Genomic DNA, 23,263 nt, shown 5'->3' on the forward strand with positions numbered 1-23,263 from the left:
AAATGAAAGATAAAGTCTGCATGGTCACCGGCGCCAATTCCGGTATCGGATTTGCCGCCGCCAAAGGGCTGGCGGAACGAGGAGCCGCTGTCGTTATGGTGTGCCGCAATCGGGAGCGCGGGGAGGAGGCGCGGCAGGAGATCGTCCGGCAGACCGGCAACGAGCGGATCGAGCTGCTTCTCTGCGACCTGTCTTCCTTGCGGTCCGTTCGAGATTTGTCGGAAGCCTTCCGCGCCCGTTGGGACAGGCTGGACGTGCTCGTCAACAACGCCGGCGGACTGTTCGACCGCCCGCAGACGAGCGCCGACGGCTTCGAGCTGACATTCGCCGTCAATTATTTGGCGCCGTTCCTGCTGACGCATCTGCTGCTGGACAGGCTGCAGGCCTCCGATAACGGCCGCATCGTTAACGTGGCTTCCGTCATGCAGGCCAAGACGCTGGATCTGGACGCCGCTATTGTGCCGCAGGCGCCCTATTCGGGCTTTAGCGCTTACCGGACGGCCAAGCTGGCGGTCATTATGGCGACGTATTTTATGGCCGGGCGGCTCGCAGACAGCGGAATTGCCGTCAACGCGCTTCATCCGGGCGTGATCTATACGCCGCAATCGACGAGAGGCGTGCCCGGCTTCCTTCGTCCACTGGCCAAGCTGTTCATGAGTCCTCCCGAGCGGGGAGCCCGGCTGATTTTGCAGCTGGCCGCATCCCCGGAAGCGGGCGCGTCGAGCGGGAAGTATTACGCGGGCAGCCGCGCCGTATCCACGGTGCCGGTGTCCTACGATTCGCGGCTGCAGCGGGAGCTGTACGAACGAAGCCTGCAGTGGACCGGTCTGCCCGAGGACGCGATTGTCTTAGACTGAGTCGGGCGCTCCCGCTTGGTCCGCTCCGGGATACCTCCCGCGCAGCATGTCCGCCGCCTGTTCCAGCTGCCGAGCATACTCGCAATAGGAAGGGCTCAACCGTTTCATCGCCGGGATGAAGCGCTCGTGATAACCGATGTTCCGCTGAAATTCGCGCAGCCTCTGCTGCAGCTGGAAAGCGGGAGATTGCCGATAATCCTCCGAGCGCTTGAACGCCAGATAGGCGGCGATCCCTTCGTCGTGTTCATTCACAAACCGCTCGGGATTTTGCGCGGCGCGAAGCATTTCCGCCGACAGCTCGCTCCAGGCGGAGGGGGAGAGCGATAGCCGGTCCTCCGCCGGCCGCTCCCGCCATTCCGCAGGATAAGAGAGGTCGGCCGCGTCATCGAGGAAGCCGACAATTTCCTCGTAAGCCGCTTGCTGCTCATCCGTGACGATCGCTTCCCTGAGAAAAGAGGAGAAATGCAGCGCAATAAATTGGCCGTACCCCCCGGGAAAAACGTCCAGCAGCCTGTCGATTATCCCGGCCTGCCGTTCGAGGGTCTGGAGCGAATCGTCCGCCTCCCGCCAGTCCGCTCCTTCGCTCAACCGCCGCAGAATGGACTGCCGGGCGGCATCGCGGGCCAGCCGCAGCTCGTTCTCCACGAGAATCCGGCGCAGCACGCTCTCCTCCTCTTCCTCAAGCGCTTGCTTAATGTCGGCCGTGCCGAGACCCAGCTTGCGCAAAATCATGATTTTGCGCAGCCGCTCCACATCCTCCGGATTAAAATCGCGATAGCCGTTATCCAGCACGGCGGGGCGGATAAGCCCCTGCTCCATATAATAGGTCACGGCCTTCTTGGTCGTGTTTAATCGGCTGCATACTTCTTGAATCCGCACAGCGCATCACCTCGTTACCATCATAAGATGACCCCCAGGGGAACAGTCAACCTCTGCGGTGCGTCTTTTTTCGTCCCTCCCCTTTGACATTGAGAATCAATCTCAATTATAATCAAATTATGTCAAAGCAAGTCGAAGCGGCGCCGATCCGGGGCGCCGTTTCGGCTTTGCGAAGGAGCGAGCGGAATGATGGAGAAACGACCGGCAGAACGTATGCCCGATCGGGAGGAGCTGGGCAAGGCGGTTCAAGTGTGGCTGCAATCCTCCGTGGCGGTAGCGGATATCCGACAGTGGACGATCGAGGCCGGAGAGCCGATCGACGAGTACCGGATGCCAAGCAGCATGTTCGTCTGCTCGTACGGCGGACCGGCGGAGGTGCGGCTGAACGAGACGCTGTACAGCGTGGAAAGGTTCGGCCTGTTTCACGGCGGCAAGGGGACGCGGCTGTCCATTCGGGCGGCCGGGCCGAGATGCGATTGCTATGCGCTGTATTACAAAGCGGAGGAGCCGCCGTTCTACAAGACGGAGCTGAGGCGGCTGCTTGGCGTCGTGAATCCGTTTCGGGAGCTGTACGGCTTCGCGCCGCGGAATCCGATTTTTTTCGTGGAACAGTTGAGGGAAATGCACGAGCGCTGGAACGGGCCGGCTCCGCTTCAGCGTTTTTTCGGCAAAGCCGCCTTCTATCGGTTCGTCTGCGAGATTTACGAGGAGCTGGAGCGGGGGAACGTGCAGATTTTGCGGCCCGACGTCGTGGCGCTCGTCAAGAGGCATATCGACGGCCACTATCGCGAAGCGGTATCGCTGCAGGCGATGGCGGAGATGTTTCACGTCAGCGCCGGCCACCTGAGCCGGCTGTTCAAGAAGCAGGAAGGCGTCAGCCCGCAGGAATACTTGATCCGCAAAAGGGTGGAGGCTGCGAGAACGCACCTGCTCGGCACGGATGCCACGCTCAGGGAAATTGCCTGGAGCTGCGGCTTTTCCGACGAGTTCCATCTGATCAAAACGTTCAAAAGCCATTTCAAGATGACGCCCGGCGACTGCAGGAAAATAAGTTCAATCCGATTGCACGATACCGCCATGGGATACGGCGTTAACCTCCCTTATTCTGATAGTGGACTGGCCATGCCGGATCATTTCTCGGGAAAAGGGGAGTATTCGATGTTCGGAACAAATAGAAGCAAGACGATGGTTGCGGCTGCCGCGCTCAGCTTGATGCTGATGCTGTCGGCCTGTTCATCCGCGCCGGCCGCGTCGCCCTCCGCCTCGGGCGGCTCGGCTTCGAGCCCGGCGGCAAGCGCTGCGGAGAGCGCGCCGAGCCAGACGGCGGCCGCAACGAAGGAGTTCGAGCATGCCGGCGGAAAGTCGGTCGTTCCGGTCGATCCGCAGCGCATCGTGGCGGATTGGTACTACGGAGAGCTGCTGGCGCTTGGCGTCAGGCCGGTCGGTTATCCGCAATATTTGCTGAGCGAATATCCTTACCGGGACGCCGAGGGGACGGAAGGGTTCGCCGAATCGATGGAGCAGATCGTCGAAATGAAGCCGGATCTGATCATCTCGACCTGGGACGACAGCTACAAGGAATTTTCCAAGATCGCGCCTTCGGTGCTGCTGAAGCTGAACAACGGCGTGATCGACAAGATGCGCGTGCTCGGACAACTGGTGAACAGGGAAGAGGAGGCGGAGAAGTGGATCGCCTCGTTCGAGGAGAAGCTGGAGAACGCCAGGCAGCGTCTGGCCGACAACGTTCCCGCGGATGCGACCGTAACGATTCTAAGCATTTTCCAGAAGGACGTGAAGGTGTACGGCTACCGCAATATGGGCGGGGACGTGGTGTACAATCTGCTGCAGATGAAGCCTCCCGAGAAAGTAAGGGAGATGTTCGACGGGAAGGATGAATGGAACTATTCGGTTTCCTTCGAGGAGCTGCCGGAGATTGCGGGCACGCATATTATTTTGACGGCGTACGATCCCGAGGACACGGGGCGCGAGACGTTGGAGCGGCTGGAGCAGAGCCAAATTTGGCAAAATCTCGATGCGGTCAAACATAACCGGGTGCACAAAATTTCCTACTACGACCTGTTCTTCGACGATCCGATCGCCACCGAGCATCAGATCGACATGCTGACGGACAAGATTGCGGAATAATATCGCCGCAAGCCCGACATCACGTCCCCTTGCCGACGATCCGCCGTTCAAGCGAGCCGAACAAGGCTTCGATGACGATCGACAGCTGAAAACGATCGGCAAACAAGTACAGAACCTCGCTTGCCGACAGCAGCGTCAAGGTAAACGCGAGCATGATGACGATCGTGCTCGTTTTGCGTTTTTTGCTCCGCATATACTGCCATTCCGCGGCCGCCACTCCGGCGTAGACGAGCAGGATCGCGATCATCGGCCCGCGGTCCCCTTTCTTTTGCCGCGGCCGAAGCGGATGCTGTCCACGACGTAGTAGAGAAACGGAATCAGCTCGGAGATTGTGAAGACGGTCAGAATGCCGCCGGTAATCAGGCTGTGAAACTGCACGTTCGATCTGACGACGACGAGCGAGCACGCCGAGATGAACACGGTAATGGGAAAAACGAACGGCTTCATATCCTTTAGCTTGAACATTCGGGTCGTGATCAGCGAAATGTTGAATACGATAAACGCCAGCTTGACGAAAAGACTGATGACCCACAGCGCAATCAGGGCCGGATCGAGCGTTTCGAGGAAGGAACCGCTCCGCGTAAAACGAAGCAGCTCCAGCTCCGGGTAATTGAGGTTGGAGCTGAGCTCCGGACCGAAGATCAGCAGCAGCGGAACGGTGTGGAACAGCACGACGGACGAAGCGACCGCGGCGGCCGCGGCGAGCGAGCGGAACGTTGCGGCCGGAGACGACAGGTACGGAAAGATGAGCAGGACGAAGGACAGCTCCCCGAAAACGGACAAGGTGTAATAGGCCGCCGGCCACGCTTCCCGCGGATTGAAATGGGTAGCCAGACCGCGGAGCGCGAACCAATTGTAGCTGTCTCCGACCAGGAAGGGAATCAGCAGGAACGACAGCAGGCTGATCAGGAAAATGCCCTCCGCCGCCCTGAATACCGAATTGACTCCGAACCGCACCGTATAAGCGATACACAGCCCGCACAAGGCGACGATCGCCCACGGAGGCGTGTTGACCAAATAAAACTGAATCAGAAAATCCTGCAGCTCCCAGAAGTTGATGATGCCGATCAGCAGATTGGACGCCGCCAGGAACAGCAGAAGCGGGTAATGCAGCCATTTTCCGACGATTTCCGCCCCGTAATCGACGAAGAAGCGGTCGGGCCGGCGCAGGCCCAGCCTGCAGGCGAAGAACGCGAACGCCAGCCCGAGCAGCGAGCCGAGCGCAATGCCCAGAGGCGCGTTATAGTAGCTGGCTTGAAGCATGATTCCCAGCATGAAGGCAATCATCGTCGTAAACAGATGCATGGCAAAAAGCTTGAATAATTGATTCGGAGTGACCGACCGGACGCTCATCGCTCCTGCCCCCTTTTCGACTCAGCCGCGCCTTTCAGAAATTTGTCCCGGTAGGAGTCCGTGGACGCTCCGACCCTTCTGAGCAAAATGATCGAATCGATCCGGACGTCGAGGTCGTTCTTGAAATAAGCTCTCCAATCGTTGCGAATGCGGTTCCACTCCTTGGGGTACTGCACGGAAACGTATCTCGCGAAGTTAAACACGTCCGCTTCGGAGGTTTTGATTTTCTCGACGACGGAAATCGTGCTCGAATCGGCGAATTTTTTGATTTCCCGCTGCAGCAATCGAATGTTGTCCTGCTTGCTCAAGTCGATCGTGGAATCGGAGCCTATAATTCCGGCGTCGGAATAGGAGCGAATCAGAATGCCCAGCCTGCCGCCGGATCGGAAGGGATGGATCTCCGTTCTGAGAGAGGTCGTATAGAACCCCATTTCCTGGCCGTCCGTGGGCGATTTCACGCTGTAGGTATACTGCTTGAGCTGGGCCAGAATCGCGCGGGCGGAGGACGTTTCGTCCGGATTAAGCCGCGGCTTGACGACTTTGCCGGCGAGAAGGATCGCCGCTCCGGCGGTGCCGACGCTCGGGGGCGTGTCCGCGGGCAGCGAAGCGTCCTTGCCGTCGAATCGCAGAATCGGGAGCAAGCCGTCCCCGCCGTTGGCGGAGGAGTACATCAGGTCCTTGACCGTCGTGTTCAGTACTTGATGGTTGCGAATGTAGCCGTTCAGCACCGAAGCGAAAAAGCGTTCGAAAACGACCGGCGATTTGGCCACCTTTTCCTTCGCCTGGCCCTCGACCATGAACAGGCTGGTGTTCAGGCGCAGGTACGGATTGCGGGAGACGAACTCGAGGATCGGAGCGATGCCTTGCTCCGCGAGACGACTGCCGACAATGATGCTGTGCGTCTGGCCGAACGAGATTTTGCGGGGAAGATCTCCCTGGATTTTCTGCAGCGCCTCCTCCAGCGTAGCTCCCGTACGCGTCACGAAGGCGACCGGCTGTTTGTTTGTGCCTCCCGTGCCGCCCGTCTGACCGGGAATGAGCCGGCTGGTAAGCGGAATGTTCAGCGTCAGCTCGAGACCTTTGTCCGTGCGGTCGACGATCATCGTGCTGATGAAGGCGCGGTTGTTCAGCTCGATGGACGACCAGCAGCCGGCAAGCAATCCCAGGACGGCGCATGCGGCGGCGGCCCGCCCCAGTCGGAGATAAGCTCTCAATCTTCCGATTCCCCTTTGCTGCGCGCCCAGGCGCGGAAATTCCCGCTTTCGCGCTTGCGGTTGCGAACAACGGCGGTCGTCGGTCTCGAGCGCATCCTCCACCAGGGCGCGCGCACGAGCGTATCCTTGAACGATCCCCAAATTTGCGGCGAGACCGGCGACAAGTACGGCATGCCGAACGATTCCAGGTTCAGCAGGTGAACGTAGATCAGGATCAAGCCGCAGGCGATGCCGAAGATGCCGAAGGCCCCGGCCAGCACCATCATCGGAAAGCGCAGGAGCCGGAACGACAAGCCGAGATCGAAGTTCGGAATAATAAACGAAGCGATGCCGGTCAAGGACACGATGATGACCATGGCGGCCGACACGATTCCGGCCTGCACGGCGGCGGTGCCGATAATGAGCGCACCGATGATCGAGACGGCTTGGCCGATCGATTTGGGGATGCGAACGGACGCCTCCCGCAGCGCTTCGAAGGCGACTTCCATCATCAGCGCCTCCATCAATGCCGGGAAGGGCACGATCTCCCGGGAGGAAGAGACCGAGACGAGCAGATTAAAGGGAAGCATTTCCGGATGGAACGTCGTAATGGCAATATAGAAAGAAGGCAGCAGCAGGGAAGTCGCCAGAAAAGCGTAACGAATCCAGCGAATCCAGGTAGCGGCGATAAAGGGCTGATAGTAATCCTCCGCGGATTGCAGCATCATATAGAAATTCACCGGAGCCAGCAGGGCGATCGGCGTATTGTCCGTAAGAACGGCGATGCGTCCTTCCAGCACCGAGGCCGACACCGTATCGGGGCGCTCGGAATACTGCAGCTGCGGAAAAGGGGAGGAAGGGCTGTCCGCGATCGATTCCTCGATGTAGCTGGAGCCCAGAACCCCGTCGATATCGATGCAGGCAATGCGGCGCTTCATCTCGGCGATCAATTCGGGCGGGCAGACGTTGTCCAGGTAGACGAGGATGACCGCGGTTCGCGTTTCCTTGCCCAGCACCAGCTTTTCCGTCTTGAGACGGGGAGTGCGAATGCGGCGGCGCAGCAGCGTCACGTTCGTATCCAGGCTCTCCACGAACGCTTCGCGCGGGCCGCGGATGACCGATTCGTTGGGAGCGTCCTCGATCGCCCTTTTTTCGAATTGGGGAAAAGGAAGCGCCAGCAGCTTGCGTTCGCCCTCCGCGATCAAGAGGCCGCACCCGTCCATCAGGCGAGCAAGGCCGGCGTCGGCCGGATCGCTCAACTCCTCGCAGCCGGCCAGCGGAACCCGATGCTCGGCAAAAAACAGGAACAGCTCCTCGCCGGACTCGAAGCTTTCGGAGAGAAGAGGAGTCAGCAGGTTCTCTTCGACATTGCGATAATCGAACATGCCCTTCAAATAAATCAGCGCGCAATGGACGCCGTTCCCGGCGACAAAAGAATAAAAAACCGCGTCCGAGCAGCCGTCCAGCTTCGCCTTGAACCATTCCAGCCGGGGCCGCAGCAGCGGCGACTTCGGATAATCTTCGTCCGCGGGAGGAACGGACGCTTCCGGTTCTCTCTTCTTCATCGGCAATCTCCGCCCTCTCATCGTTCACGGGCGGTTCAGCCACTGTCTTCGCGTTCGCCGCATTTTCGCACCGTGGAATAGATTTACTCCAGTGGTATTGTGCGGCAATTTCCTTCGGATTATTCTCCCTTCGACTGTTGTCCGGCGTTAGCGGATATCGGCGCTCTTTTTCTAGACTCCGCGCCTTTTCGATGATTGTCCATCTTATTTTCAGAAATGCTCCATTTCCATTCTCTCTCCTTTTTGCTACAATCACTTTGATATTGAGAATCATTATCGGATTTGGCGGAGATCAGAGTGGATCTGCGCGGGAGGAGAGAGGGAAACTTGATTCGACGTTTTTTTGCTTATTACCGTCCTTATAAAGGATTGTTCATGCTCGATTTCGGCTGCGCGATTGTTGCCGGCTTGCTGGAGCTGGCGTTCCCGATGGCCGTGAACGCGTTTATCGACGATCTGCTTCCGGGAGGCAAGTGGGATCTGATCATCTGGGCTTCGGTCGGCCTGGTGGCCTTGTACGCGATCAATACGGGGCTCATGTACATCGTCAACTACTGGGGCCATACGCTCGGCATCAATATCGAGACGGACATGCGGCGCAAGCTGTTCTCGCATATTCAGAAGCTGTCGTTCCGCTTTTTCGACAATACGAAAACCGGGCACCTGGTCGGGCGTCTGAGCAACGATATGAACATGATCGGGGAGATGGCGCATCACGGGCCGGAGGACCTGTTCATCGCGGTCATGACGCTGGCCGGCTCCTTCGCGCTTATGCTGGCGATCAACTGGAAGCTGGCCGTCATGACCTTTATCGTCGTTCCGGCGATCATCTGGGTCGTCGCGTACTTCAACGGCAAAATGACGAAGGCGATTCATCAGCTGTTCCGCGACATCGGCGATTTCAACGCCCGCATCGAGGACAACGTAGGGGGCATTCGCGTCGTCAAAGCGTTCTCCAACGAACCGTTCGAGGAGAAGAGGTTCGCCGAAAACAACGGGCGCTTCCGCCTGACGAAGCTGACGTCCTACAAGCTGATCGCCAAAAACGGTTCGATCAGCTACATGATGATGCGGTTCGTCACGCTGTTCGTCATGGTCTGCGGTACCTGGTTCGTCATTCAGAATCAGCTTACCTACGGGGAGTTCGTCGGGTTCCTGCTGCTGACGAACGTGTTTTTCCGGCCGATCGAGAAGATCAACGCCATTGTGGAAAATTACCCGCAAGGCTTCGCCGGGTTCAAGCGTTACACGGAATTGATGGACACCGAGCCGGACGTGGCCGACGCTCCGAACGCGGGCGAGCTTGCGGCCTTCGAGAGCGACGTCGAGTTCGACCGGGTGAGCTTCGGTTACGAAGGCGAGAAGAAGGTGCTGCAGAGCGTAAGCCTGACGATCCGCAAAGGGGAGACGATCGCTTTCGTCGGTCCTTCGGGCGCGGGCAAGACGACGCTGTGCAGCCTGCTGCCGCGCTTCTACGAGGTTGAGGAGGGGGCGATCCGCATCGACGGCGTCGACATCCGCGAGGTGACGCAGGAGTCGCTGCGCCGGCAGATCGGGATTGTGCAGCAGGACGTCTTCCTGTTTAACGGGACGATTCGCGAGAACATCCTGTACGGCAAGCTGGACGCCGCGGAGGCGGAAATCTGGGAAGCGGCGCGTCGGGCGCGTCTCGACGAGTTTATCCAGGCCCAGGAGAACGGACTGGACACCGTCATCGGCGAACGGGGCGTGAAGCTGTCGGGCGGGCAGAAGCAGCGGCTGGCCATTGCGCGGATGTTTCTGAAAAATCCTCCAATTCTCATTCTGGACGAGGCCACCTCGGCGCTGGACACGGAGACGGAGCTGGCGATTCAGCAGTCGCTCGCCGAGCTGTCCAGAGGGCGGACGACGTTGGTCATCGCCCACCGGCTGGCGACGATCAAGGACGCGGACCGCATCGTCGTCGTGACGGAGGAGGGCATTGCCGAGCAGGGCCGCCATCGCGACCTGATCGCCGCGGGAGGCGTCTACAGCCGCCTTCACCAGGCCCAGTTCGGCGCCGTTTCCGTTTGAAAAAAGCTGGAAGCGGGCTCCGCTCCCGTGCTAAACTGTAACCATTCGTTAGCAGTTGAACAAGAGGAGCTGGAAGTCGATGGCGTGGATTGGAATGGTTTTAGTCGCCGTAGTGGCCGTGGAGCACATCTATATTTTGATTTTGGAAATGGGGATGTGGACATCGCCGCGAGCGAGGAAAATTTTCGGAACGACCGAGAAGTTCGCGGAGGAATCGAAGGCGCTGGCCGCGAATCAGGGACTGTACAACGGATTTCTGGCCGCGGGCCTGATCTGGGGGCTCGTTCATCCGGCTTCGGCGTTCGGGCACCAGCTGCAAATTTTCTTTCTGGCGTGTGTGCTGACGGCTGCGGCCTACGGAGGCGCGACCGCGAAGAGATCGATTCTCGTCACGCAAGGCCTGCCGGCGCTTCTGGCGCTCGCGGCCGTGCTATTCCTGTAACAGAGCGCAAAAACAAACGGCCTCGGAGCATGCATCCGGGCCGTTTTGTCGTGTATGCGCGGAGAAATCGGTTTTCGTCCCTTCCGCGAAGGAAGCCGCGCTCAGGAATCGATCAAGCCGTAGCCGAAGCCGCGGACCGTTTGGATGATTTCGCCGGAGCCGGGGGAGGCGGCGTTCAATTTCTCCCGGAGGCGCTTGATGTGGGTGTCTACCGTACGCGAGTCGTTCCGGAAGGCGTACTGCCATACGCTCTTGATCAGCTGCTGCCGCGAGAGCGGCTTGCCGAAGTTGGCGGCCAAATAATAGAGCAGCTCGAATTCCCTTACGGTCAGCTCCAGACGGGCTCCGTCCGCGGTCACTCGGCGCGTGCTCGGGTCCATCCCCAGGCGGGGCAGGGCGATCGGGCTGACGGCCGTCGCCTTGTGCGTACGCTTCGCCGTCGCGGACGTGCGGTGCAGTATGCCGCTGATCCGGCAGACGACCTCGCGAGGGCTGAACGGCTTGACGACGAAGTCGTCCGCGCCCGCCTGGAAGCCGCCGATCACATCCTGCTCACTTTCCCTTCCGGTGACGAACATGACCGGCGTGTCGCTCCCGCTCTTGATGATATGGCACAGCTCCAGTCCGTTGATGCCCGGCAGCTCGATGTCGAGCACGATCAGATCGAAGCTTCGGTTCAACAGGCGCCGCAGGGCGCTTAGGCCGTGCGATTCCTCCAGAACGCGGAAGCCTTCCTTTTTCAAGTATCGGCCTAGCGTACTGCGGGTATGTTTCTCCTCGTCGACAATTAAGATTTGCGCGGCGGACATCGGATCCGGCCTCCTTATCGTTCGCATTTCCGGATCGTCCTCCGGCAGCGCAGGCCGCACGACGGAGTTTTTTTCCCGTGAGCCCATTTGCTTCTTCTCGGCAGACCCGGTTAGCTGTTACAATAGATAATGATAATCATTATCAATTATAACCGAAGAAAAGATTCAATACAAGGAGGCCATGATGGTCCATATTGAACACCGCGATATGCATCAGCATTTTTACCAATACAAGCCCGGCCTGGACATGATCGACGACGATCGCGATCTGACGATGGAGACGCTGCGGCTTCCGGAGCATGTGGGCGCGGGGGAGGTCAGACGGATGATTCTTCGCGGCGGGCTGGAGCTGTGCATCACCGAGTACCGGATGTTCGCCGAGCGGATTACGACGTTCAAGGGGACGGATTCGCTGGTGGAATTGAACTATTGTCTGAAAGGGGGCGGCGTCTTCGAAGTCGCGGGCCAGCGCGTCGAGATCCGGGCGAACGAGTGGCAGCTGCTGCTGATGAAGGATGTGCTCGCCTCGATGAAGCACGAGCCGGGCAGGGAGATGTGCTTTCTCGGCATTCGCATGAAGGAGGAGGATTTCCGCGAGTACGTCAGGGCGGGAATGGACGGGGAGGCGTCGCCCGTTCCCCGGCTGCCGGAGGGCCGGACGTTCCATGCGGCGAACCGTCCGATCACCCCGGAGATCGGCGAGGTGCTGCGGCAGCTGGCGGGCCAGGCGCGGAACGAGACGTTAAAGAGGCTTTATATGGAGAGCAAGACGATGGAGCTGCTGCTGCTCAGCCTGCGCCAGTATTACGCGTCCGAAGGCGGGCAGCGGACGAAATCCGTGCTGCGCGGCAACGATCTCGACAAAATCAAACGGGCCAGAGCCGTTCTGCTCGACAGGATGGTCAATCCTCCGGCGCTGCTGGAGCTGGCCAGGCTTGTCGGGCTGAACGACAACAAGCTTAAGCTCGGCTTTAAGGAGGTGTTCGGCAACACCGTGTTCGGCGTGCTGCGGGAGATGCGGCTGGAGCACGCGAGACGCTGCATGGAGGAGGGCGGGATGAACGTCGGCGAGGCGGCCTGCGCGGTCGGCTATTCGAATCCCGGCCACTTTGCCGAAGCTTTCCGCAACAAATACGGCATCCAGCCCCATACGCTGCTCGTTCGCGGAAAAAGCTCCGTATAACCGCCGAAATAATCCGTCTGCGGGGAGACGAAGCTTCCTCTACGGTGATAATGTTTCTCATTGAGACAGAATTAACGTACAGGAGTGAGCGGACATGGAGAAAAAACGGAGCAAATACATCGGGATCGCGGCGCTGATCCTGTTGACGGCGCTCGGAGCGGCGGGATGCGCGAATCGGGAGAGCGGCGAATCGTCGGCGGCGCCGTCGCAGTCGTCTGCGGGGGCCGGCGGACAGACGGCGGAAGGACAGGCGACGGAAGGGCCGGCGGCAAGCGGGCAAGCGTCGCCGGCCGAATCGTCCGGACAGCCAGGCGAGCTGCGCCGGGTGAAGGATATGAAGGGCGAGACGGAAATTCCGGCCGCGCCGCAGCGAATCGTCGATATTTCCGGCGCGACGGAGGAGCTGCTGCTGCTCGGCTTCAAGCCGGTCGGCACGGCCAATCAGGACAGTCTGAAGCCCGGCGGGACGCCGGCGTATTTGCAGGAGGAATTGACAGAGACGCAGCTTGTCGGCAACTACGCGAGCGGCGAAGCGAACCTGGAGCAGATTACGGCGCTTAAGCCGGACTTGATCGTCTCCAGCGCGATGTTCGACAACGTGTACGAGCAGTTGACCCGGATCGCGCCGGTGTTCGTGATCGAGGACGATCCGTTGTCCTTCGCCGGCTGGCGCGGCCGGCTCGTGCAGCTTGGAGCGGCGCTCGGTCAAGAGGAGAAGGCTGCGCAGTGGCAGAAGGCTTACGACGAGAAGGCGAAGGCGATCGGAGAGCGGATCAGGACCGAGGCCGGAGAAGACAGCTTTGCCGTTGTCGTAGCGTTCCCCAACAATCTGAGCGTCTTCAGCGGCACCGGACTGGGAGATATGCTGTACGCCGACTTGGAGCTGCCGCGCGCGCCCGGCGTTCCCGCGGAAGGATGGGGCGAGACGATCAGCCTCGAGGGCTTGACGAACATCGACGCGGACCGTATTTTCCTGCAATACATGGCGGGGACGGAGGAGGAGCTGGAAGGCAGCGTCGTCTGGCAAAACCTGAAGGCCGTGCGCGGCGGTCACGTGTATAAGCTTCCGAACGAAGAGTATTACGATATGTCCTTCAGCCCGATCGGCAAGGAGCGGCTGCTGGACGCGATCGCCGACCTTGCCGCGCCCGCCTCGTAAGCCTGCGCGCGGCAAGGTCGCAGAGAAGAAGGAGGAGAAGACGTGCGAAAGAAAACGGGTCTTGCCCGAATGCTGGAGATCGCGGGGGAGAAGCGGGGGCTGCTGATCGTCTCCGGCCTGCTGTCGGCGCTCAGCGCGGTCGCGTCGCTGGTGCCCTACGCCTCCGTCTATTTTATTTTAAGAGAGCTGCTGGAGCACGCGGCCGAGCCCGCCCGCGCGGACGGCGCCTGGATGACCCGCTGGGGGCTGTTCGCCCTGCTTGGGCTGCTCGGCGGCCTGGCGCTGACGTACTCGGGCGGCCTGGCGTCGCACGCCGCGGCCTTCCGCATTTTGTATGGTCTGCGGGTCAAGCTGTCCGCGCACATCGCCAGACTGCCGCTCGGCTGGCTGAACGGAACGTCGACGGGCGCGGTCAAGAAAACGCTAGAGCAGAACGTCGAGAAGGTCGAGACGTTCGTGGCGCACCAGCTGCCCGATCTCGTTCATGTCGCGGCGACGACGCTGCTGATGATCTCGATCATGCTGACGCTGAACGTCTGGCTGGCGCTCGCTTGCATCCTGCCGATCTTTCTGGCCTTCGCCGTGCAGATGCGGCTGATGAGCGGCCCGGGGACGCAGGACAACGTGAAGAAATACTACGATTCCCTGGAACGGCTGAGCGGCTCGGCCGTGCAGTACGTGCGCGGCATGCCGGCGGTCAAGGTGTTCGGGCAGACGGTGCATTCGTTCCGCAAGTTTTACGCCGACATGATGCATTACCGCGATTATTGCGTGAAGTATACCGACCAATTTCAGAACGGGTTTCTGATCTTCAAGGTCGTGCTCGTCTCGTTCGCCGCTTTTGTTCTGCCGGTCGGCGTGTTCCTGCTGTCCCGCGATCCGGGCAGCGTCGCCTTCGCGTCGGTGCTGCTGTTTTTCCTGATCATGGCGCCGGGCATCTCCGCTCCGATGTTCAAGATCATGTTTCTGACCTCGACGCTGCGGGATATCCGCGAGGGCGTCGAGCGCATCGACCGCATTCTGGAGGAGCGGCCGGTGCCGGAGCCGGAGCATCCGCGGAAGCCCTCCTCCTACGACGTCTCCTTCGATCGGGTAAGCTTCTCTTACGGCGCGGATGAGGCGGCAAGCGAAGCGCTTGCCGACATCTCCTTCACAGCCCGGCAGGGCGAGGTCACCGCGCTCGTCGGCCCTTCGGGCGCCGGCAAATCGACGGTAGCCAATCTCGTGCCGCGCTTCTGGGACGTGTCGGCGGGAGCGATTCGCATCGGCGGCGTCGACGTGCGGGAGATGGCGGCCGCGGACTTGATGGACACGGTGGCGTTCGTGTTCCAGGACACGTTTCTGTTCTACGATACGATCTACGGCAATATCGCCGTCGGCCGGCCGGACGCGACGCCGGAGGAGGTATACGCGGCGGCGCGCTCCGCGCAGTGCCACGAGTTTATCGGCAAGCTGCCGCAGGGCTACGAGACGCGGATCGGCGACGGCGGCGTGTACTTGTCGGGCGGGGAGGAGCAGCGAATCGCGGTGGCGAGGGCGATCTTGAAGAACTCGCCGATTCTGGTGCTGGACGAGGCGACGGCGTTCGCCGACCCCGAGAACGAGTACGAGATGCAGCTCGCGTTAGGCGAGCTGATGAAGGGCAAGACGGTCATCGTCATCGCCCACCGTCTGGCGACGATCCGCGACGCGAATCTCATCCTCGTCCTGAACGAGGGCCGGATTGCCGAGCGGGGGAAGCATGCGGAACTAATCGCCGCGCGTGGAATCTACGAACGGATGTGGCGCGCGTACACGGATGCGAATCAATGGCAGCTCGGCTCGGACAGAGAGGAGGAGAAGGCCAATGGGCATGCTGCGCAACATTACCGCGGGTAATCCCCGTTCCCTGGTCAAACCGGTCATTTATACGACGCTGGCCAATCTGGCGGGCGTTCTTCCGTTCGCGCTGCTGGTGGAGGCGGCCCGGCTCGTCTACGAGCCGTTCGCGTTTCCCGGGACGGCGCTCGATACGGCGCGGCTGTGGTGGGTATGCGCCTTGATGGGCGCGTCGCTGCTGCTGCTGTACGCGTTCGAGGTTCCGGCGTACCGCTCGCAATTCCGCAACGCGTACAGCGCGGCGGCGGACGGACGCGCGCGGCTGGCCGAGCATCTGCGCAGGCTTCCGCTCGGTTATTTGAACAGGCGCGACCCGGGCGATCTCGCCAACATGATGATGGGCGACTTTACGATGCTTGAGCACGGCATCTCCCACCTCGTGCCGCAAATCGTCGGCGCGCTCGTCATGCCCGTGGTCGCGCTGGCGGGGCTGTCGCTGCTCGACTGGCGAATGGCGCTCTCGCTGTTCGCGGCGCTGCCGGCGGCGGCCGCGCTCGTGCTGCTGACGACCGGCTTCCAGCGCAGGCTGGGCGCGGCCCATATGCGGGCGAAAGTCGATGCGGGCAACCGGCTGCAGGAATATTTGAACGGCATTCGCGTCATCAAGGCGTACAATCTGACTGGAGAGCGGTTTTCGAGGCTGGAGCGTTCGTTCAAGGAGCTGATGCGGCGCAGCATTCGCCTCGAAGGCCTGCTCGGGCCGATCGTGCTCAGCGCGATCGCCTTCGTTCGCGCCGGACTGACGCTGATGATCGTGGTCGGCGTGCACCTGCTGCTGGGCGGCCGGCTCGATATCATCGCGTTCGTCTCTTTCCTGATCGTCGGCTCGCGCCTCTTCGATCCGTTAACGTCCGCGCTGGCCGGCTACGCGGAATTCCGTTACCACGAGCAGGCGGGGGAACGGATCGTCAAGCTGCTCGAGGAGCCGGTTATGACCGGGGAGCGGCAGCCTCCAGACCGGCATGAGCTCGAGCTGAAACGGGTTACGTTCGGCTATCGGGAGAAGGCGGTGCTGAAGGACGTCAGCCTGGCGATTCCGGCTCGTTCCTTCACGGCGCTCGTCGGGCCTTCCGGCAGCGGCAAGAGCACCGTGCTGCGGCTGATCGCCCGCTTCTACGATCCCGACGCCGGAGAGGTGCTGCTGGGCGGCGAGAACGTCCGGAGCATGGAGCCGGAAGCGCTGCTGCGCAAAGTGTCGATGGTGTTCCAGGACGTCTATCTGTTCCAGGACACGATCGCGAACAACATCCGCTTCGGCAAGAGCGACGCGACGATGGAGGAGATTGTGGAGGCCGCCCGTCAGGCGTGCTGCCACGAATTCATCCTGAAGCTTCCCGACGGCTACGACACGCTGGTCGGAGAAGGGGGCAGCACGCTGTCGGGCGGAGAGAAGCAGCGGATATCCATCGCCCGGGCGATTCTCAAGGACGCGCCGATCGTGCTGCTGGACGAAGCGACCGCCTCGCTCGATCCGGAGAACGAGGCGTCGATCCAGCAGGCGATCGACCGGCTCGTGCAGGGGAGAACGGTCATTGCCATCGCCCACCGGCTGAAGACGGTGAAGGGGGCCGACAACATCGCGGTGCTGTCCGAGGGGCGGATCGTCGAGCAGGGCCGCCATGACGATCTGCTGGCCGCCGGAGGCTTGTACAAGCGACTGTGGGACCTGCAGCAGCAGGCAAGCGGCTGGAAAATTTCATCGTAAGGCGACGCGCCCGGCATCCGGCCGATTGAACCGGAGGCCGGGCGCGAGGTATTTTTGTTTGCAAATCTCCGCCGATTCCACTACAATATTATTGAGAATGATTATCAATGATAATGAATGGGATCAGGAGGCGATTCACCGTCATGAGGAGAGCCATATCGCGTGACACGATCGATGCCACTATCGTCTATATGGAAGGCCATCTGCAGGAGAAAATCACGAGGGATCAATTGGCCTCGCTGGCCGGTCTGACCCCGGAGCATTATTCGCGGGTGTTCAAGAAGTACACGGGCCGCTCGCCCTTCGAATATATGATGGGCCTGCGCGTCGAGCGCGCGCTGGAGCTGCTGCAGCGCTCTCCGATCAAGATCAAGGAAGTGGCCAGGCGGGTCGGCATAGACGATCCCTATTATTTCAGCCGCATGTTCAAGCGGCTGACGGGCGCGCCTCCTTCGGACCGCAAAGTCAAACAGGCGATCGGACAGACGCGTTGACCGCATCCGACCGATGCCGAACCGCCGGACCTGCGATTCCCGAGCCGGACAATCGCCGCCCGTCGGTCGGCACCCCGTCCGTATTTTTCCATTGACGCCGCAGGATCGCAACGAAGCATGCATAGAGGCGCTTAAGAGACGGTGCTTTCGTTCTTGGGCGTTTTTTGCTTATTATGGGATCAACGCCGGGAAGAACGAATCAAGGCAAATGGCATGCTTTAAGAGGAGGACATTATGCTTTCATTGGAGTCGTTGTTATTCAAACTGATCGATATACAGGCGCTGGATGCGGTCGGGCTGCGAAGCATGGACGGAGCCGAGCTGCTTTCTCCCGCGCTGTTCATTGTCGCTTCAGGCGAAGGCAGGTGGTTCGCAGGCCGCGTCTCGATTCCGATGAAGCGGGGCAGCGTGCTGTTAATGGGCGCAGGGGATCGTCTCTATACGACGAATTCCCCGTTGTCGACTTCAAATACGATGCTCGCTTACCGCATCTCCTTCCGGGTTTTTGAGGCGGCCGATGACGGGAGCGTTCGGACGGGAGACCGGGTCGGTCCTTCGCTTGTATGCTTGCAGGATTTCATGGCTCTCGTCGATATAGCGGAGAGAATTTACGGGTATCGCGGCAAAAGTCGGCCGCTCGATCGAATGAGAGTCAACCTGTGGTTTCAGGAAATGGTTCTCGGCGTGCTGGAGCGTGCGGACGATGTCGAGAACAAACGCGATGCGGCGCAGGCGGTTTCTCTAACGACAGATTTTATGGAGCGTCATTATATGCGGGAGATTACCCGGGAGCAATTGGCCGCTATGGCCGGAATGAGCGCGAATTATTATTCCCGCATCTTCAAAAACCGGACAGGCAAAAGCCCGATCGAGCATTTGAACGAGATTCGGATGAAGCATGCCAAGCGCCTGCTGTCCTTTTCCAACCTCTCTGTCGGTAAAATCGCGCAAACGATCGGATACCGCGACGAGTTCTATTTCAGCCGAAAATTCAAGGAAAAGATCGGTGCGTCCCCAACCGTCTTCGCGAGGGAGAGGAAGCCCCAACGGAAAATCGTATCGCTGTCCACCGCTTATACGGGGCATCTCATGGCGCTGGGAGTTGAGCCTTACGCCACGCTGATGCACGATTCCTACCCGATCGGCGATCATCTCCGCAATACGATTCTGTTGGGGACAACCGTACCCGATTTTTCCCGAATAGCGGATCGGGACATCGATTTGATTTTGTGCTTCGAATCCGACGACCGGCGGCAATTGGAGGCTTTGAACCGGCTGGCGCCAACTTATCCGATTCCGTTCCATCCGATGGAATGGCGCGATCATCTGCGAACGATTGGCGAAATCGCCGGAAAAGAGAAAGAGGCCGAGCTCTGGCTGGACAAGTACGACCGCAAAGCGCGCTCCGCCCGGGAGCTTCTTGCCCGCAAAATCGGAACCGATTCGATCGCGATCGTCGCGCTGGGCCGGGACGGGCTTGCCGTTTACGGCAATCGCAACATGGGCGCGGTTCTGTACGGGGATCTGGCGCTGACCCCGGCGGCAGGGGCAGCCGATATCTATCATTTCAAAATGATTGCCGAGTGCGAGCTGGCGGATTACGATGCGGATTATATGCTTGTGATCGGCGACGGGGAGGAGACGGCCGAGCAGTGGTCCGCGTTATTGCACCGCGAGCCCTGGAGCGAATTGACCTCGGTAAGGAAGAGACAGGCGTATCTGGCGGACGGCCGCCGTTGGGGCGGCTACAATCCTATGTCGCATGAATGGATTGTGGACGACATGCTGCGTATGCTGACGATACAATAGTACAAGCCCGGGATTGAAATCTCTATTCCGTCTTCAACTAGAAATGATTATCATTATCAATCGAAGAGATTGATAAGTTCAAAGGAGAGGGTAGAGATATGCGGTTTTACGGGTTTTTGACTGCAAAAAGCGGAAGGGGAGGATTGGCAGCCGCCATACTGCTATCGTTCGTATTGGTCCTGGCGGGCTGCGGAGGAGAGAACAACAAGGCTTCGTCATCCGCAACGACCGCCCCGAGCGCGTCTCCGCAAACGGACGAGCAGGAGCCTGCTCTGAGGACGGTTCGGCATTCGCTTGGCGAGATCGCGATTCCCGCCAATCCCCAACGGATTGTCGTACTGAACTATATGCCGATCGATCATCTGCTGTCGTTGGGAATCCAACCGGTTGCGGTGGCCACGATGGACGGTTTGAATTATCCGCCGTATCTGAAGGACAGGCTTCAGGGAGCGGAGCCGCTTGGAGACGGCTCGGAGCCGAACCTGGAGGCGATTCTTGCCGCTCAACCGGATCTGATTATCGCTCATGCCGGCTGGCATGCCGAGGTCTACGATTCGCTGAGCAAGATCGCCCCTACGGTGCTGCAGGATTTTCCGTCCGACAAGATCGAATGGTTTAAAGAGACGGCCGCGCTTTTCGGCAAAGAGGCGGAAGCCGAGGAAATCGTTCAAGCCTTTAAGAAGAAGGCTGAGGAGGCTAAAAACAAGCTGGCCGAAGCGGGAGTCAATACGCAGACGGTGGCGATCATGCGTGTTCGCGACAAGCAGCTGCAGATTTTCAAAATTGCCGAGGAGCATGAAGGCGAACTGTTCGGGACGGAAAATCTGCTGCAGGAATGGCTGGGATTAAGCTCGCCGAACACGGACGGTCTCGAGTTCAACTTCGGATTGGCGACGCTCTCGTGGGAGCTGATGCCGGAAATCGATCCCGATCACATTTTCATGCTGACTTACCCTGAACAGGGGAGCGAGGCGGAGCTGAAGGAGCTTCAGAACAACGTGCTGTGGAGAAATTTGAAGGCGGTCAAAAATAATCATGTGCATATGGCCGAAAACTCCACTTGGGTGGCGGGGAACGGCATGATCGGATTGAATCGCGTCATTGACGAGGTGCTGGAGGCGTTGATCGAAGATTAAAGCCGAGGAAGGATAACCCCATAGCCCGGCCGGTCCAAAGCGCTTAAGAAACGGAGCTTCCGTTCTTAAGCGCTTTTTGCCGTTTCCGCCACCGCTTATAATGAAGCAATAGCCGGGCCGCCTGCCGCGGAGAAAGTCCAACGGACGCGAAGAAAAATGTCCAATCCGTAAACGGAACCGCAATAAAAATGTCCAATTGTCTGCAATAACCCGCCCTCTTATAGTGTGAGGTAAGCAGACGGGGGAAGGGATACGAAGCGATGAAGGTCGTCAAAACTCAAAGCAAGATCAGCTTCTTCCACAAAAGCTTAATCATCACGCTGCTCATCTCAAGCATTCCGTTAATTCTGCTGGCCATCCTTACTTATTACAATGGCACCCGCGAAATCGAACGCGAGGTCGGCAGAACGCAGAAGCTTCAGTACGAGCAAGTATCGGAAAGGGTGGATGCCGAGCTCGCGCAACTGAAAATGACGGTGAACCAGTGGGCGTACAATCCGCTCATGATGGAGCTGCAAAATCACTCCATCGGCCAGGACGTCCGCTACACGCTGGATTTGTTTAATCAACTGGTCGTTATGAAGCAATCCGATCCGCTGATCCATCAAGTCTCGCTGCTGCTCAGGGAGGGCGGCGGGCTGCTGATCGACGGGGAGAACGGCAGCCGTTCGCTTGCCGGGGAGCTCTACCGGGAGCGCTATCTTCCGCTGCTGGAGCAGCAGCAGATCATCTTCTGGACGGACCGTCCGGCGAGTCCGGAGGCGAGCGGGGACAGCCTGAACGTGTCGCTCGTGCAGAAGGTGCCCGTGCTGAGCGATCCTTCGTACGGCGCTCTCCTCGTGGAGCTGAACAAGCGCGAGATCGCCTCGCTGCTCGAACAGCTCAGCCCGCCCGGTCAAGGAGTCGCGTTCCTTCATGAGGAGAGTCGAGGTTATCTGGTCGCCAACGCCTCGGAACGGACTGCCGGGAGAGCGGAGCTGGAAGACTCGATCCTCGAAGAGGTTCGCAATCGGAACGAGCAGACCGGCTCCTTCTCCTACTCGTCCGGACAAGAGGTATACGTAGTGACGTACGGACAATTGAAGAGCACGGGATGGCTGTACGTCTGCGCCACGCCGTTGTCCCATCTGATCAAGCCGGTGGAGCGCGTGTTCAAGCTGCCGCTTATCGCGGGACTGCTCGGGCTTGCGATCGCCTTCGTCCTGTCGTGGTTCGCTTCCAAGCAATTGTACCGGCCGCTTCTCCATTTAACGAAGCTGTTCGGGCACGATCAGCCTGTGGCGGAGTCGTCCAGAAAGAACGAGGTGCATTTTATCGAATCCAGGTGGAACTACCTGCTGCGCGAGAGGACGGATATGCAAGCCAGGCTGGAGAAGGCTTTGCCCGCCCTGCGGGAAGGGTTTGTGCTGCAGCTGGCGCAGGGGCACCTCAACGCGCTGCCGGATTATCGAATCCGCGAGCAATATGAGCAATTCGACCTGCCCTTCGACCATGCGCGGTATTCGATGCTGCTGATCGAGCTGTACGGATTTGCCGATCGCTACGGCAACCGCACGCAAGGCGACGATCGGCTGATCACGTTCGCGGCGGCCAACATCGTGGAGGAAATGCTGCGGCAGCGGCAGCCGGACGATGCGACGTCCGCGTCGGTGATCAACTTTCAGGATTTGACCATCGGCGTGCTGTTCTCCTATGCGCACGACTGCGCGAACGAGCGGATCAAAGCCGCGATGTCCGAATTCGGCCGCGCCTTGATCGAGCCTTTGCAAACCTATTTGAAGCTGCAAGGAATTGTGGGCGTCAGCCGGGTGACCGCGTCGGTCAAGCATCTGTCCATTATTTTGGAGGACACCCGCCAGGCGATGCGGCACCGGAATCTCGAAGCCGACGATTCCATTATCGACGCGGAGCAAGCGATGCCGCGCGGGGAAGGCGAGCCGGTTCCGGTCTATCCTTTCCTGGAAGGCAATATGCTCGTCCAGGCGCTGCAGTCGGGCGCGGAGGAGCAGGTGTTCCAGCATGCGCAGGCTTTCGTGGAAGCGCTGCGGGCGAAGTCGTCCAACGAGTTCGCCATCCAGCAGGGCATGCTGCAGCTGCTGGGCAACGTCCAGTTTACGATGACCCAGATGGGCTGCAATCCGCAGCAGCTGTACCAAGGCGCCAATCTGTACGAGCAATTGCTGCAAATTCGCGAGCCTTCGGCGATGCTGGCGTGGTTTAACGCGGCGGTGCTGGCGCCGTTCATGGACGAGATGCAGTCGCTGCGGGATTTGAAGATCAAGCAGGCCGTGGAGAAGGTTGTCGCTTTGATGCAGGAGAACTACATGCAGGATCTGTCGCTGGAATATTGCGCCGATCGGTTCGGCACCTACCCGCAGAAGCTGAGCGCAAGCTTCCGGCAGATCGTCGGCATCAATTTCATCGATTATTTGACCCGCTTGCGGTTGAACAAATCCAAGGAGCTGCTGATCGGCACGCAGTTGAAAATAAGCGACATCGCCGCGCAGGTCGGCTATCAGCCCGCTTATTACAACCGGACGTTCAAGAAGCATGAAGGAATGACGCCTGGCCAATACCGAGAGCTGCACACGCCGGAGTAACGGC

Annotated in this window: 18 protein-coding genes; 12 read left to right on the forward strand and 6 right to left on the reverse strand. The window is 59.7% G+C overall.

Translation table 11 applies throughout. The features are described from left to right. Positions 1–2: 2 nt before the first annotated feature. Positions 3–857: an SDR family oxidoreductase gene (locus ACFFT4_RS18725; RefSeq protein WP_378050237.1), complete on the forward strand. Its 855-nt coding sequence runs from the start codon at positions 3–5 to the stop codon at positions 855–857. Here ACFFT4_RS18725 and ACFFT4_RS18730 read toward each other — a convergent pair. Further along, positions 849–1,736: a MerR family transcriptional regulator gene (locus ACFFT4_RS18730; RefSeq protein WP_378050239.1), complete on the reverse strand. Its 888-nt coding sequence runs from the start codon at positions 1,734–1,736 to the stop codon at positions 849–851. The two genes, ACFFT4_RS18725 and ACFFT4_RS18730, sit on opposite strands and share 9 nt — an antisense overlap. Positions 1,737–1,922: 186 nt before the next feature. On the opposite strand from ACFFT4_RS18730, the gene ACFFT4_RS18735 reads away from it, so the two are divergent. Continuing rightward, on the forward strand, positions 1,923–3,881 hold the full coding sequence (locus tag ACFFT4_RS18735) for an AraC family transcriptional regulator (protein WP_378050242.1): 1,959 nt from the start codon (positions 1,923–1,925) through the stop codon (positions 3,879–3,881). Between the two features lie 19 nt (positions 3,882–3,900). On the opposite strand, the gene ACFFT4_RS18740 is transcribed toward ACFFT4_RS18735, so the two are convergent. The 4 genes from ACFFT4_RS18740 to ACFFT4_RS18755 are packed head-to-tail and all read right to left on the reverse strand — an operon-like array spanning position 3,901 to position 7,992. Next, entirely contained in the window at positions 3,901–4,128 is a 228-nt protein-coding gene (locus ACFFT4_RS18740) for a hypothetical protein (RefSeq protein ID WP_378050244.1), read from the reverse strand. After that, positions 4,125–5,234 (reverse strand): GerAB/ArcD/ProY family transporter, encoded by a 1,110-nt coding sequence (locus tag ACFFT4_RS18745; RefSeq protein ID WP_378050246.1) that lies wholly within the window; start codon positions 5,232–5,234, stop codon positions 4,125–4,127. Before ACFFT4_RS18745 ends, ACFFT4_RS18740 begins: the two co-directional genes overlap by 4 nt. After that, on the reverse strand, positions 5,231–6,448 hold the full coding sequence (locus ACFFT4_RS18750; RefSeq protein WP_378050248.1) for a Ger(x)C family spore germination protein: 1,218 nt from the start codon (positions 6,446–6,448) through the stop codon (positions 5,231–5,233). The genes ACFFT4_RS18745 and ACFFT4_RS18750 overlap by 4 nt, the downstream gene beginning before the upstream one ends. Continuing rightward, positions 6,445–7,992: a spore germination protein gene (locus tag ACFFT4_RS18755; RefSeq protein ID WP_378050250.1), complete on the reverse strand. Its 1,548-nt coding sequence runs from the start codon at positions 7,990–7,992 to the stop codon at positions 6,445–6,447. The genes ACFFT4_RS18750 and ACFFT4_RS18755 overlap by 4 nt, the downstream gene beginning before the upstream one ends. 327 nt (positions 7,993–8,319) lie before the next feature. On the opposite strand from ACFFT4_RS18755, the gene ACFFT4_RS18760 reads away from it, so the two are divergent. Beyond that, positions 8,320–10,044, forward strand: coding sequence for an ABC transporter ATP-binding protein (locus ACFFT4_RS18760; protein ID WP_378050252.1), 1,725 nt, complete (start codon positions 8,320–8,322; stop codon positions 10,042–10,044). A gap of 79 nt (positions 10,045–10,123) precedes the next feature. Next, entirely contained in the window at positions 10,124–10,486 is a 363-nt protein-coding gene (locus ACFFT4_RS18765) for a DUF1304 domain-containing protein (protein WP_378050254.1), read from the forward strand. 101 nt (positions 10,487–10,587) lie between these two features. Here ACFFT4_RS18765 and ACFFT4_RS18770 read toward each other — a convergent pair whose 3' ends face one another. Next, complete coding sequence (locus ACFFT4_RS18770; protein WP_378050257.1) at positions 10,588–11,295, reverse strand: response regulator transcription factor; 708 nt, start codon at positions 11,293–11,295, stop codon at positions 10,588–10,590. A 184-nt stretch (positions 11,296–11,479) separates the two neighbouring features. Here ACFFT4_RS18770 and ACFFT4_RS18775 point away from each other — a divergent pair, with 184 nt between their 5' ends. The 8 genes from ACFFT4_RS18775 (at position 11,480) to ACFFT4_RS18810 (ending at position 23,259) form a co-directional block, all read left to right on the forward strand. Next, a complete protein-coding gene (locus ACFFT4_RS18775) occupies positions 11,480–12,478 on the forward strand; it encodes a helix-turn-helix transcriptional regulator (protein ID WP_378050259.1) in 999 nt (332 codons plus the stop codon). A 94-nt stretch (positions 12,479–12,572) separates the two neighbouring features. Further along, entirely contained in the window at positions 12,573–13,637 is a 1,065-nt protein-coding gene (locus ACFFT4_RS18780; RefSeq protein WP_378050261.1) for an ABC transporter substrate-binding protein, read from the forward strand. Positions 13,638–13,679: 42 nt separating this feature from the next. Further along, on the forward strand, positions 13,680–15,515 hold the full coding sequence (locus ACFFT4_RS18785) for an ABC transporter ATP-binding protein (protein WP_378050263.1): 1,836 nt from the start codon (positions 13,680–13,682) through the stop codon (positions 15,513–15,515). Further along, positions 15,484–17,220, forward strand: a complete 1,737-nt coding sequence (locus ACFFT4_RS18790; protein ID WP_378050265.1) for an ABC transporter ATP-binding protein — start codon at positions 15,484–15,486, stop codon at positions 17,218–17,220. The genes ACFFT4_RS18785 and ACFFT4_RS18790 overlap by 32 nt, the downstream gene beginning before the upstream one ends. A gap of 143 nt (positions 17,221–17,363) precedes the next feature. Next, positions 17,364–17,714 (forward strand): helix-turn-helix domain-containing protein, encoded by a 351-nt coding sequence (locus ACFFT4_RS18795; protein ID WP_378050267.1) that lies wholly within the window; start codon positions 17,364–17,366, stop codon positions 17,712–17,714. 234 nt (positions 17,715–17,948) lie between these two features. Then, positions 17,949–19,523 (forward strand): helix-turn-helix domain-containing protein, encoded by a 1,575-nt coding sequence (locus tag ACFFT4_RS18800; protein ID WP_378050269.1) that lies wholly within the window; start codon positions 17,949–17,951, stop codon positions 19,521–19,523. A gap of 143 nt (positions 19,524–19,666) precedes the next feature. Continuing rightward, positions 19,667–20,659, forward strand: coding sequence for an ABC transporter substrate-binding protein (locus tag ACFFT4_RS18805; RefSeq protein ID WP_378050271.1), 993 nt, complete (start codon positions 19,667–19,669; stop codon positions 20,657–20,659). A gap of 260 nt (positions 20,660–20,919) precedes the next feature. Continuing rightward, positions 20,920–23,259 (forward strand): helix-turn-helix domain-containing protein, encoded by a 2,340-nt coding sequence (locus tag ACFFT4_RS18810; RefSeq protein ID WP_378050273.1) that lies wholly within the window; start codon positions 20,920–20,922, stop codon positions 23,257–23,259. The last annotated feature ends 4 nt before the right edge of the window (positions 23,260–23,263 follow it).

The sequence above is a fragment of the Cohnella cellulosilytica genome (assembly GCF_042431195.1).
In the GTDB taxonomy this organism is placed as follows: Bacteria; Bacillota; Bacilli; order Paenibacillales; family Paenibacillaceae; genus Cohnella; species Cohnella cellulosilytica.

Coding starts and splice junctions, on each gene's coding strand:
- ACFFT4_RS18725 (WP_378050237.1), top strand. CDS start 3: ATGAAAGATAAAGTCTGCATGGTCACCGGCGCCAATTCCGGTATCGGA.
- ACFFT4_RS18735 (WP_378050242.1), top strand. CDS start 1,923: ATGATGGAGAAACGACCGGCAGAACGTATGCCCGATCGGGAGGAGCTG.
- ACFFT4_RS18740 (WP_378050244.1), bottom strand. CDS start 4,128: ATGATCGCGATCCTGCTCGTCTACGCCGGAGTGGCGGCCGCGGAATGG.
- ACFFT4_RS18745 (WP_378050246.1), bottom strand. CDS start 5,234: ATGAGCGTCCGGTCGGTCACTCCGAATCAATTATTCAAGCTTTTTGCC.
- ACFFT4_RS18755 (WP_378050250.1), bottom strand. CDS start 7,992: ATGAAGAAGAGAGAACCGGAAGCGTCCGTTCCTCCCGCGGACGAAGAT.
- ACFFT4_RS18765 (WP_378050254.1), top strand. CDS start 10,124: ATGGCGTGGATTGGAATGGTTTTAGTCGCCGTAGTGGCCGTGGAGCAC.
- ACFFT4_RS18770 (WP_378050257.1), bottom strand. CDS start 11,295: ATGTCCGCCGCGCAAATCTTAATTGTCGACGAGGAGAAACATACCCGC.
- ACFFT4_RS18775 (WP_378050259.1), top strand. CDS start 11,480: ATGGTCCATATTGAACACCGCGATATGCATCAGCATTTTTACCAATAC.
- ACFFT4_RS18780 (WP_378050261.1), top strand. CDS start 12,573: ATGGAGAAAAAACGGAGCAAATACATCGGGATCGCGGCGCTGATCCTG.
- ACFFT4_RS18790 (WP_378050265.1), top strand. CDS start 15,484: ATGGGCATGCTGCGCAACATTACCGCGGGTAATCCCCGTTCCCTGGTC.
- ACFFT4_RS18795 (WP_378050267.1), top strand. CDS start 17,364: ATGAGGAGAGCCATATCGCGTGACACGATCGATGCCACTATCGTCTAT.
- ACFFT4_RS18800 (WP_378050269.1), top strand. CDS start 17,949: ATGCTTTCATTGGAGTCGTTGTTATTCAAACTGATCGATATACAGGCG.
- ACFFT4_RS18810 (WP_378050273.1), top strand. CDS start 20,920: ATGAAGGTCGTCAAAACTCAAAGCAAGATCAGCTTCTTCCACAAAAGC.